This window comes from Prevotella sp. khp7, from assembly GCF_900109055.1.
GTDB lineage: Bacteria > Bacteroidota > Bacteroidia > Bacteroidales > Bacteroidaceae > Prevotella.
In genome coordinates this window covers 155763-168687 of record NZ_FOIV01000001.1, presented here as the reverse complement: position 1 = coordinate 168687, position 12925 = coordinate 155763, and the positions used below count along the sequence as shown (strand labels likewise).

The 12925-nt window shown below is 42.9% G+C and carries 10 protein-coding genes; all 10 read right to left on the bottom strand.

Annotated elements, in window-relative coordinates; translation table 11 throughout:
* Positions 1-65 precede the first annotated feature (65 nt).
* Positions 66-686, bottom strand: a complete 621-nt coding sequence (locus BMX82_RS00685; protein WP_036912135.1) for a cytidylate kinase-like family protein — start codon at positions 684-686, stop codon at positions 66-68.
* Positions 687-805: 119 nt separating this feature from the next.
* Complete coding sequence (locus tag BMX82_RS00680) at positions 806-2392, bottom strand: NAD(P)/FAD-dependent oxidoreductase (protein WP_036912132.1); 1587 nt, start codon at positions 2390-2392, stop codon at positions 806-808.
* A 348-nt stretch (positions 2393-2740) separates the two neighbouring features.
* Positions 2741-3958, bottom strand: a complete 1218-nt coding sequence (locus BMX82_RS00675; protein WP_091765209.1) for an S-adenosylmethionine:tRNA ribosyltransferase-isomerase — start codon at positions 3956-3958, stop codon at positions 2741-2743.
* A complete protein-coding gene (locus BMX82_RS00670) occupies positions 3955-4674 on the bottom strand; it encodes a phosphatase PAP2 family protein (protein WP_036912126.1) in 720 nt (239 codons plus the stop codon). The genes BMX82_RS00675 and BMX82_RS00670 overlap by 4 nt, the downstream gene beginning before the upstream one ends.
* Before the next feature lie 12 nt (positions 4675-4686).
* Positions 4687-7257: a BatD family protein gene (locus BMX82_RS00665; protein ID WP_177171981.1), complete on the bottom strand. Its 2571-nt coding sequence runs from the start codon at positions 7255-7257 to the stop codon at positions 4687-4689.
* 2 nt (positions 7258-7259) lie between these two features.
* Positions 7260-8966 (bottom strand): VWA domain-containing protein, encoded by a 1707-nt coding sequence (locus tag BMX82_RS00660; RefSeq protein WP_091765203.1) that lies wholly within the window; start codon positions 8964-8966, stop codon positions 7260-7262.
* 1 nt (position 8967) lies between these two features.
* Positions 8968-9966, bottom strand: coding sequence for a vWA domain-containing protein (locus tag BMX82_RS00655; RefSeq protein WP_091765202.1), 999 nt, complete (start codon positions 9964-9966; stop codon positions 8968-8970).
* 16 nt (positions 9967-9982) lie between these two features.
* Positions 9983-11053, bottom strand: a complete 1071-nt coding sequence (locus BMX82_RS00650; protein WP_091766186.1) for a BatD family protein — start codon at positions 11051-11053, stop codon at positions 9983-9985.
* A complete protein-coding gene (locus BMX82_RS00645) occupies positions 11053-11922 on the bottom strand; it encodes a DUF58 domain-containing protein (RefSeq protein WP_091765199.1) in 870 nt (289 codons plus the stop codon). The genes BMX82_RS00650 and BMX82_RS00645 overlap by 1 nt, the downstream gene beginning before the upstream one ends.
* Complete coding sequence (locus tag BMX82_RS00640; protein WP_091765196.1) at positions 11922-12917, bottom strand: AAA family ATPase; 996 nt, start codon at positions 12915-12917, stop codon at positions 11922-11924. Before BMX82_RS00640 ends, BMX82_RS00645 begins: the two co-directional genes overlap by 1 nt.
* Between the last annotated feature and the right edge of the window lie 8 nt (positions 12918-12925).

Below are 12925 nucleotides of genomic sequence, written 5' to 3'. Positions count from 1 at the left end.
TTTGAAATTTCAGAGTGCAAAGGTACTAAAAAAACGGTATATACACAAATTTTTCATAAGTTTTTCTATTCAATGCACTTCATTAAGAAGTCAACAGCCCCGTTGATGCCGAATTTCCTCACATCTATTGATATATCGTAGTTGCGAGCATCCGTCCAATCCTTGCCTGTGAAAGTCTTGGTATAAAGCTCTCGACTGTAATCATTATCTACTACCATGGCTGCAGCATCCCTCAGGCTGAGTCCAAACTTGTCGGCAATTCTCTTCTTCCGGCAATCTTCTGAAGAGTGAATGAAAATCTTGAGACAATTAGGATGATTTTCAAAGATGTGGAATCCGCATCGGCCAACAATAACACACGATTCCTCTGCAGCGATATGCTTGATAGCATCACACTGAGCTTTAAACAAATCCCGTGACGTCTGGTCATGCTCCGTTCCGTCATATTCGGCCTTGCTCATGTAATTACGATAGAAATTGGTAAAGTCGTCACGCCACAAAGGATTGCGGGACTCTATCTTCTCCATCGCTTCTTCCACTACATGGTTTCTCTTGGCAACTTCATTAAGAATCTGTTTGTCGAGCAGCTTCACGTTTAAACGGCGCGCCATCTCTGCTCCGATCTCGTGTCCGCCAGTACCAAATTGACGGCTGATGGTTATCACGAATTGTTCCTCCCTATTCATAATTCCTGGTATATTAGTTAAACATTTTCCTTTTATTTATATGGCAAAGATAAGAAAAAGATTTGGAAGTTCCAAATCTTTTTCAATTAAATTGCCACATTTTTACATTTTCTAATCTTTCATTGTGCAAGATATTGCGCACACATCTCCGCACAACGCTCACCATCCACACCAGCCGATACGATTCCTCCAGCATAGCCCGCACCTTCGCCACATGGGAAAAGTCCCTGAATACGAATGTGTTGCAAGGTATCGCGATCTCTTATAATACGCACTGGCGAAGATGTTCTCGTCTCAACAGCAATCAAGGTCGCCTCATTGGTTAAGAATCCATGGGCATTTCTGCCAAAAGCTTTAAATCCTTCTTGCAAACGTTTCGATATCATTTTGGGAAGCCAGAAATGCAACGGACTTGATACGAGTCCTGGTGCATACGACGACTTAGGCAAGTCATAGCTCAAACGGTTATTTACAAAATCAGCCATTCTCTGTGCAGGGGCCGTCTGCTTCATATTGCCTTGTTGCCAACAAAGTCGTTCCAACTCCTCCTGAAAAGCCATCACCTTTAACACACTACCCTCTTTCTGGTTTGTGATGTCTTCTGGTCGTACCTCTACCACCATACCGCTATTACTCCATGCCGTACCGCGATTGGCGGGACTCATACCATTTACGACGATTTGTTCTTTATCAGTAGCGGCAGGGATAACAAATCCACCAGGACACATACAGAACGAATATACACCTCGTCCTTCAACCTGTGTCACCATTGAATATTCTGCAGCAGGCAACCAATGCCCCCTGCCCGATTTCGAATGATACTGTATCTGGTCTATCAACTGACTTGGGTGTTCCAATCTGACACCCACAGCAATCCCCTTTGCCTCAATTTCGACCTTTGCTTCAGAAAGATATCTATATACATCTCTTGCAGAGTGCCCTGTAGCCAAGATGACAGGTCCCCTGAATTCTAATTGTATGTTTGAATCTGAGGATTGAGAATTATCTACCGCCTGTACTCCAACAACCTGATTTCCCTCCAATATCAACTGAGTCATCTTGGTTTGGAAATGAACTTCACCACCTGAATTGATGATGGTGTTTCGCATGGCTTCTATCACTTTGGGAAGTTTGTCGGTTCCTATATGCGGATGTGCGTCGGCCAATATCGCTGGAGAAGCACCATGCTGGCAAAACACATTCAGTATTTTATCAATATTCCCCCTTTTCTTCGAACGCGTATACAGTTTTCCATCAGAGTAAGCACCTGCGCCGCCTTCTCCAAAGCAATAGTTGCTTTCAGCATCAACCTTCTGAGTCCTTGTAATATTTGCAAGATCCTTTTTTCGTTCATGTACATTTTTACCTCTCTCCAATACAATAGGCCTCAGTCCCAATTCTATCAATCGTAATGCAGCAAACAAGCCACCCGGACCAGCACCAACCACAATCACCTGAGGCTTGCCCTCTACATTACCATATTCTGTATGCGTATATTCATCATCATGTGGCTGTTCATTAATATATGTTCTTACTTTCAGATTTACATATATCTGTCTCTGTCGCGCATCTATACTACGTTTCAAGATCCTAACACCATAGATAGTCCTTACGTCTATACCATGTTCATCAGCCAGATAAGCTTTCAACCTATCCTCTTGGGCCGCTACTTCTGGCACTACTCTTATCTGATATTCGCTTGTCATACGCCTGCAAAGGTACGAATAATAATCGTTACAAGCAAATTTTATCACCTAAACCGCAATATATAAATTGTAAATAACTGTTAACGTACCAAATTAAAAATCCGTATTATCGACAAAACTTCTCAGTTCGTCGATTGTTACCTTATTGCGCTTGGATGTTTCAACAAAAATATGTACCTTTGCATTACGAAAGGAGAACAAGACATAAGTCATAGTTTTAAAATACTAATAATAGTGATTAAGATTTAAGTCCACAGAGATGTGCACTATTTTATGAATAATTTGTGTTTTTAATTGGTTAATAGATTTATCTCAACAGGAGCCCACAGAGATGTGCGCCCCTGTTTTTTATGGAATCAATAATGACGAATCACCATAACTCAGGAAACGGAATTCATGAGCGAGGGCGTAGTCGTATATCTTATGCCAATCGCCTTTTACAAAGGCACTCACAAGCAGAAGAAGCGTAGATTGAGGCTGATGGAAATTGGTAACCAGCATCTTTACAATCTTATACTCATAGCCTGGAGCAATGATAATCTGGGTACTCGAATGAAGTACATCAAGACTATGAGCATCCATCCATGCTGCAAGGCTCTCCAACGATGTAAGCGCTGAAACAGAGCAATTTGTATCATATGGTTCCCACTGACAAACATGAAGCTGATTTTCTGACAAGTCGGGCTGATTCATCACCTTAAGTCCCATATAATAGAGGCTTTCAAGAGTACGTACACTAGTGGTACCAACGGCAATAGCTGAGGCATCATGAGCAATCAGTTTTCGGATGGTATCGCGCCGTACACTGATGTACTCAGTATGCATCTCATGTCCTTCTATCTCTTCACTCTTTACAGGTTTGAAAGTACCAGCACCTACATGCAAGGTAAGTTCTTCACGCTCTATTCCATGGGCATCAATATCAGCCAACACTTCTGGGGTGAAATGAAGGCCTGCTGTAGGAGCAGCTACAGAGCCTTTGATTTTAGAATAGACAGTCTGGTAGGTCGTTTTATCACTTTCCTGACTCTCACGATTAAGATATGGCGGAATAGGAAGTTCACCCATGGCGTCGATAATTTCTGCAAAAGAGACAGGGGCATCCCACTCAAAATCAATTCTGTGGGAGGTGCCATGAATAGCACCACGAGTAGCTTTAACGATGATTTTCTGACCTTTTATTTCTATCTCACGCGAAAGAGCACCCTCTTTCCATTTTTTCAAATTACCAACAAGGCAATACCATGCACATCGATCATTGGACTGGAACATAAGTTCATAATCCGTAGGATCAGCAGGTTCAAGCAGGAATACCTCTATCAGGGCTCCTGTATCTTTACGAAAATGCATACGAGCCTGAATGACCTTGGTATTATTGAACACCATAAGAGCACCTTTAGGCAGATAATCGGGAAGATGATAGAATACATCCTCTCCAACCTCTCCCTTACGATAAACTAACAACTTAGAATGGTCGCGCTGAGCAATAGGAAATTTGGCAATACGCTCGTCGGGAAGCGGATAATTATAGTCGCCAATACGAATGTGTCTGGGATTAGAATTCATAAAAAACATGCTTTTAAAAGGGCAAACGCCAAAGTTACAACAAGAACGAAAACAGGAATGTTGCAATCTTCATAGGCATAGCCTGTACGTGTATACTGATTGAGTCGAATCTGTCTGGGACGATTCCGATCAAGAGTGAAATGGTATAAAAAATATACAAAAGAGGAAGATACGCCCCCCCAGATAAGTCCTACAAGAATATCACCTGGATAATGGACGCCAAGATACAAACGAGTCCAACAATTGGTAAACGACCAAATAATCAGAGCCGTAGTCAACAGACGACTACGCACAATCCAACAAAAAAGAATGGCAATACTGAACGTATTAGAGGCATGGGCAGAGAAAAAACCATATTTACCACCACGATAGCCATCCACGATATCAACCATAAGACCGATTTCCGGATCATGAGTAGGTCGCCAACGGGCCACAAGAGGTTTTATAATACCATCATCAACAGCGCCTGCTAACAGATAACATAAACCAGCGGCGAAAAGCACACTGAGAACACGCTTCAAACTATTATTATTCCTCAATACGAGATAAAACAGGCTAATATATAGAGGAATCCACGTTGCCCCATGGGTAAGTGTGAGTACAAGGCGATCCAGATATAGCGATTCGCTGCCATTTACTGCCAACAACATCTGTTTGTCTAACTGTTCGAGAGTTGACAAGAGTCCATCGGCTGTGAGAAGTATATCTATAAACATGAGCGGTAGGCATCAAATGATTTCAATCTTACTACTCTCAATCCATCCCTCCTTGCCATCGGCAAGACGGATTTCCTTCCAGCCCTTCATAGAACCATCAGTGATATTGACTTTGGTTCCTTCATGGAGGATAAACAAATCAGTGCCATTCTTAGCCGGAGTACTCTTAACTGTCACTGAAGGGGAAATCACAATCGCTCCCTTGCGATATATAAGATTCTGTTTCTGCTGACTTGCAAACAGATTGCTGAACAAGAAAAGCAGTAACAGGACAAAACCGCCAAAGAATCCTATTTTACGCAACATGATACGTTCCGAGAAAAGATAAACCAACAAGAGAATAATGACAAGAGATAAAGAAATAAGTGCGGTGCGAGCCCATCCGTCGACACTCATAAGATTAACCAACGAATGATACCATGTGATAAAAAACATCTCAGACTCGGGCACGATTTTATCTATAGTCTTACTTTGCGCAAGCTGCAAGTTAAAGCGGATATCACGGTCACCAGGAGAGAGCAGAAGAGCACGTTCATAATTAAGAACCGCACGAGTGATGTTCTCCGTACGATAATATGAGTTGCCAAGATTATAATACAATTCTGCTGACGCACCATTCTTAAGCAAGGTTTCATAATCACTGATAGCTTGCTGATATTGTCCTCTTACGTAAGCACTGTCAGCCTCAGTCTTAGTAACTGCCTGAGAACTTAACGGTAAAAGGAAGAGAAGCAAGACAACAGTAATAGCCGACTTAGTAGAGCGACGCTTACGCATCGTCTCTTCAATTTTCTCGATAGCCGTCATGGCCTTCTCATATACTTTATTCATATTTCCTTTAGGATCGCCTGGCGCATAACGTTCAAACTCACATTCATCAAGAGCTTCCATAAATTGGGCTACGACATCAGCATCCACCTGACGCTCTGTAAGACGCTGACTGATATTATCGTGAGAAAGATGTTCTACAGGCATATTCAACTTGTCGCCAACATATCCCCAAAGAGCACGCAGAACCTCATCATAGAATTGGTCAGGTTTATTGTCTGCCATCAGGCGCGAAGCTTTCTTCAGTCGCTTAGTAGCCACCTTATTAGCTTTCTTGCCACGCATCTTAGTAACATTGGCATTATCGATGGCTCGCTGACGGAATACTACGAAAAGCGAGATAAAGAGAAGAGCAAGAGCAATAAGACATATCCAGTAAGTCGTAGATCCGAAGAAGAAACTATCAATACCCTGCTGAGAAACCTTGCCTGTCTTGATAAAACGAATATCCTTGTTCAGCTCTTTGAGATCTTCCTGTCCTGAGAAATCACTTACAGAACCTATTTCTGAGCCTTTTTCTACATCTAACACAAAGTTCTCACTACGAGCGGTCTTATATGAGTTTGTTGCTGTATCAAAGTAAGTAAATTCAACTGGCGGTATCTCGTATTTGCCCTGGTGACGAGGAACAAACAAAATATCGTAGATCTTTGACCCCTCAAGACCATTAGCAGTAAGTTTTGTCTTATCGGTAATTTTAGCTTCGTATTTATCGAAATCCTTAGGGAACTGAACAACCGGTTCCTTTATCAGCTTCAGATTACCACTGCCACTAACAATGATACGCATAGAGACTGGATCATTAGCTTTTGTCTCTGTCTTGTTGAGTTGAGCTGAGATATTAAACTGTCCCACTCCACCAGAGAAGTTTGCCGGACGCTCTGGCAACGGATCAACCTGAATCTCTATACCTGGAGCCACGATTTTCTTCTTAACCTCTATATAGCCCGAGCCGCCATTAAAGAATGCCTCAAACGGATCAACATTACGGTTCTGCTGTACAACAATGCCTTCAAAAGTGATGCTTGGTATCTGCAGTTTTCCTGTCATCTGAGGGAACATGACATATTGGCTCCATGTGCATGTTCTATATGGACGTCCGTTGACATGCTCGATAGAAAAACTCTTTTGCTGAGGCAAGTCAACCTCTTGAGTATAGAAGCTCTTCAGGTCTGGCATGTCGCCACGTAACTGCGTAAGCGACACTAAAGTATAAACCTTATATGTTAGCAGTATAGGTTCCTGCTCATGAACACGTTTCTTATTGGCACTCACTCTGATAAAAAGGTCAGAACCCGAGATACGGCTACCGGCATCTCTCATTTCAACATCATCATCATCGTTCTGTCGCTGACGAGAACTGCTATTACCCTGAGCAGAACCCGACACTTGGATTTTGATAGCATTAGAGGCTATGGTTTTTCCTCCAATAGTAACATGTGCAGGCGGAATCGTATAAGTTCCATTCTTAGTAGCAGCAACAATATAAGTATATGTGATAGAAGAAGTCGAACTGGTATGTCCATTAATCATCTGATAACTCGACTGCATAGAACGGTTAGGACCTATCAACACTTCGAGTTCATTAGGAATGTTACCCGCCCGGAATTCGCTAACATCCTGCGTATTTACCTTATAGGTTAATCGGAACTGTTCGCCAACTGCCACATGAGAAGGCGCAGAACCTACAAGGTTCTGAGCAATGGCCATTATAGCGACCATCATCATATATACTATAACTGCTATTCGCTTCATATCTACCAATTCTTCTGATTCCTACGACGCTGAGGCTGTTGTTGGGCTTTCTTCATCTTGTCCTGCGTCTGTTTCTCATTCTGGATTGCGGCATTCAACAACTGTTCAGCATTTTCCTTGCTCATCTGGGGTTTGGGCTGTTCCTGCTGCTTCTTGTCGTCTTGCTTATCTTTATTCTGATCAGGTTTCGGCTGATCTTTCTTCTTATCATCTTGTTTCTTGTCATCGTTACCTTGCTGATTCTGTTTATTCTTATCCTGCTTCTGCTTTTGGTGTTTGCAGAGCACAAGGTTATATCGTGTCTCATCATCGTTCGGATTCAATCGAAGCGCATTCTTATATGCTTCAATGGCTTCGTCATACATTTTATGAGTCTGACAGACAACACCCATATTGTGATAAGACTGGGCCTTGCGAAGAGGATTGGTCTCAAGTCCTGCGGCATTCTGGAACTGCTCTACAGCTGCAGAATCCTTTTTCTGAGCTATCAGCGCATTACCAAGATTAAAGGCAGCCTGCGGGTTCTTGGGATTCTTCTCTACAGCTTTACGATAAGATACTTCTGCATCGGCATAATTGCCTGCATGGAACTGCTTATTACCTTGACGGATATATTGTCGATCCGTCATCTGGGCACTCGCTGTCAGCGTAGTCATGAATACTAACAGCATGACTGCTACGCGTTTTTTCTTCCCAAATAGCGATATGTTTCTGAGCAACGGATTCCGACGATCAAAAATACATATCTCAACTATCAACAACAATAAGGCCAATAATGCAAAGGCCTGAAACTGTTCGTCAAACTCACTATACACAGTTGTAGAAGTTTCTTTCTTTGAAAGTTTATCAAGTTCGTTGTCAAGTTGTTCCTGAGCAGCACTATTGTTTTCTACGTGAATATATGCACCGCCACCAGCCTGAGCAACCTGCTTACACATATCTTCGTTAAGAGCAGACATAACAGTATTACCTGTATTATCGGTCATATAATCGTTACTGCCAGGAATGGGAATAGGCGCTCCCTTAACAGAGCCCACACCAAGCACGAATACCCGCATACCATTATCATTGGCTGCCTTTGCGGCTTCAAGAGCTCCGCCTTCATGATCTTCTCCATCGGTAATCACGATAATAGCCTTACCAATACCCTCTTCTTGCGTAAAACTATGTGTAGCCATATCAATGGCACGAGCGATATCCGTGCCTTGAGAAGCCATCATCGAAGGGTCAATGCTCGACAGGAACATTTTTGCGGATACATAGTCGCTCGTAATAGGTAATTGGACAAATGCATCACCTGCAAAAACGATAAGTCCGATCTTGTCATTGGAGAAATGGTCTACGAGATTCTCAACCATCATCTTACTGCGGTCCAAACGACTGGGCACGATATCTTCAGCACGCATAGAGTTACTAATATCCATACAGATAATCGTTTCGATACCAACCCGTTTCTCATGACTGATCTTTGTACCCATTTGGGGACGTGCCAACATTACAACAAGTAATGCTAATGCCCCCTGAAGAATCCAGAATTTAACAGACGGGCGGAAGCGAGATACATCAGGCATAAGAGCTTTTAAGAGTGACGGCTCGCCAAACTTGCGCAGTCGCTTCTTCTGATTTCTAAAGGATATAAACCTGACTGCTGCTAACACAGGAATCAGCAGCAACAGATAGAGATATATGGGATCTTCGAATCTGAACATTTTATGGTACCCTCCTAAATATAGTTATACGCAAAAGGATTTCAAGCAGAAGAGCCAGCACAGCCACTACAGCAAAAGGCTGATACGCCTCATAGCGCTTACTGAACTTCTTCACATTAAGTTTGCTTTTCTCCAGTTGGTCAATTTCCTTATATATATTACGCAACTCTTTCGTATTTGTGGCACGGTAGAAGTCACCCTCGGTGGCACTGGCTATCTGACTTAAAGTCTTTGTATCAATCTCAACGGGAATGTTTACATATTGCACGCCACCGGCAACAGGCATAGGATATGGTGCTACCTTGTTAGTACCTACGCCAATAGTATAGACTCGGATACCCATACTCTTTGCGATTTCGGCGGCCGTCATTGGCGAAATGTCGCCACGATTATTACTACCATCGGTAAGCAGAATAACGACCTTGCTTTTAGCCTTGGAATCTTTCAAACGACTGACAGCGTTAGCCAATCCCATACCAATAGCCGTTCCATCTTCTATCAAACCACGGGCGGCAATATCAGTACGTACATTCTGTAGCAGATTCAACAATGAGGCATGATCAGTAGTCATAGGACACTGAGTAAACGACTCGCCAGCGAAGATAACAAGACCTATATTATCGTTCGGACGTCCAATGACAAACTCTGATGCGACTTGCTTTGCCGCCTCTATACGATTGGGGCGAAGGTCTTCTGCCAGCATACTGGTAGACACATCCATTGCCAGCATGATATCAATACCTTCAATCGTCTGACTCTTCCACGAGTTCTGTGTCTGAGGACGGGCTAATACGAAGACTATCATAGTAAATGCCAGCAGACGAAGCAGCAGAGAAAGAGGCATAAGCCTCACCTTCCAGCTCTTAGGAGCATATCGGAAGGCAAATGTATCGCTCATACGCATCGTCGGCTCCGTCTTCTTCCTATACATCACATACCATATTATATAGGGTATGAGAAGCAGAAGCAGCAACAGATATTCTTTATTGGCAAATTCCATTCTTACTTTTTTACCTTTAGTTCAACAACAGATAAAGCGTATATACCACATAAGCAAACAGCGACAGACATACTACAGAAATAGCAACAATCACTGATTTCAGAATGCGACGCGCCTTCTGAGAACGCTGGTCTTCTTCTGACAGTTGTGGCATTACGGTCTCTTCCACAGGCTCATTCTCCAGTTTTGTCTGATTAATGAAGTCAATGGCATTGACGAGGTTCATATCGTTTTCATTGATAAGTGTAGAATACTTAGCAAACTTCACCAAGTCGGCTGTCAGGAACAGATGACGGAGTTCACTCAGGGCTGTATCGTCTTGTGTTGCCGTGAGTTTGGCTATAATCTCGCTGCTGGTCATCTCCATTGCATTGAAACCATATCGTTCCTGTATATACTTACGCAGCGTATCGGTAAGTTTAGTATAATACTCTTTGGAGTTTTCTGATGCAACCATCTTATCAGCTTTAATCTGTTCAATTTCCTGCATAGCTTTCTGATGAGGCAACAGGCGTTTCACGATACGGATATGTGTGATAATCGGTTTGTTGTCACGCATGCGGAGATACAAATAATAGCAAAGGGCCATAAGCACCAGCATGAGTACACTAAGCCAGAAAGACAGACTCCAATCACTCCATTGGAAAGGATTATCCTGTACGTCCTTAGGACCAAAGAACTGATCCACATTCGTTGTATCAACCTCAAAGGTAAGCACCTTTAAAGCCAGACTTTTACTCTTATATGACTGGCCGTCAATCTTGACAGTCAATGGCGGCAAGTAATATAGGGTATCATCGAAAGAGGTCAACGTGTAGATTACCGACTTCGATACATAACCATTGTCTGCTTCTTGCTGTTCCATTTCCTTGGTATCAAGAACCTCGACACCAGGAGTGATATACTGCAAGGGCTTGAACTGAGGGAATTCTACTTTCGACTGATTCTTGACAACAGCCGTAAGAGTGACGTGTGCCTGCTGCCCCACAAATATCTGAATAGAGTCAATCGACGCCTCTACTGAAACTTGTGCAGACAACCGCAAAGCACTCGTAATAAGTATGATAAGAGAGAAAAACTTCTTCATCAACTTCTCTGTTTAAACAACATCATTAACGACTTTACAAAATCCTCGTTTGTAGCAATACTGACATTGTCAACATTACTCTTATTGAAAGTCTCTATCAAATCAGACTGGCGGTTTTGCCAATAACGTTGATATGCCTGACGCAACCGTTTAGACCCTGTATCAACATACTGTTCGAAACCAGTTTCAGCATCTACCACCTTCATCAATCCCACATCAGGCAGTTCCTTAGCTCTCTGGTCATAAACCTGAATGGCTACAACATCATGCTTACGGTTGGCGATCTGAAGTGACTGCTGAAAGTCGTTACGGGCATAGAAGTCACTGAGTATAAAAGCTGTCGTACGACGCTTCTGCACACTTGACAGGAATTCAACAGCCTGCTTCACGTCAGTTCGCTTAGACTCTGGCTGAAAGTCGAGCATCTCACGGATAATATAGAGAATATGCTTACGACCTTTCTTTGGCGGTATATATTTCTCGATCTTATCAGAGAAGAAAATAACGCCAATCTTATCATTATTCTGAATAGCACTGAATGCGATTGTTGCGGCAATCTCAGTCACCATGTCGCGTTTCATCTGCTTCTGTGTTCCGAAATCTAGCGAACCGCTGACATCAATGAGCAGCATCACGGTCAACTCTCGTTCTTCTTCAAACACCTTAACGTATGGACGATGGAAACGGGCTGTGACATTCCAATCAATATCACGCACATCATCGCCAAACTGATATTCGCGCACTTCGCTGAAGGCCATACCCCTGCCTTTGAAAGCCGAATGGTATTGGCCTGCAAAGATATTGGAACTCAGACCACGGGTCTTTATTTCAATCTTACGGACTTTCTTGATGATCTCACTGGTTTCCATCAAGGTACTTCAACCTTATTGATTATCTTTGATACAATCTCTTCACTCGTGATATTACTTGCCTCTGCCTCATAAGTAAGACCTATACGATGGCGCAGCACATCATGAGCCACAGCACGGACATCCTCAGGAACCACATAACCACGACGCTTAATGAATGCGTAAGCGCGAGCGGCCTTTGCCAAATTGATACTTGCACGAGGCGATCCTCCGAACGAGATCATGTCCTTCAAATCCTTCAAACCATAACGCTCAGGATAACGGGTAGCGAATACGATGTCGGCAATATACTGCTCAATCTTCTCGTCAATATAGACTTCGCGAACAACAGAACGTGCCTTCAGAATCTCGTCAGCAGTAGTTACAGGAGTAACATTAGGCATCTCGCCAGCAATGTTTTCACGAATAATCTTCTTCTCCTCTTCCAATGAGGGGTAGTCAATAACTACCTTGAGCATAAAACGGTCAACCTGTGCTTCAGGCAGTGGATATGTACCTTCCTGCTCAATAGGATTCTGAGTAGCCATTACCAAGAAAGGATTCGGCAGCTGGAATGTCTGACTGCCAATAGTCACCTGCTTTTCCTGCATCGCCTCAAGCAGTGCGCTCTGAACTTTAGCCGGAGCACGGTTTATTTCATCTGCCAAAACGAAATTGGCAAATACAGGACCTTTCTTCACCTGAAACTTCTCATCTTTCTGAGAATAGATCATTGTACCTATCACATCGGCAGGAAGAAGGTCGGGAGTAAACTGAATACGACTATACTCAGAATCTATCAGCTGTGAAAGCGTCTTGATGGCCAAGGTCTTAGCCAAACCAGGAACACCTTCAAGCAGAATATGTCCGTCACTCAGTAAACCTATCAGAAGTGAATCTACAAGATGCTTCTGACCCACAATGACGCGGTCCATACCGGTCACAAGATTTGTAACAAATGCGCTTTGTTGTTCAATCCGGATATTCAACTCTCGGATGTCAATAGCTTCTGCCATAATATTTT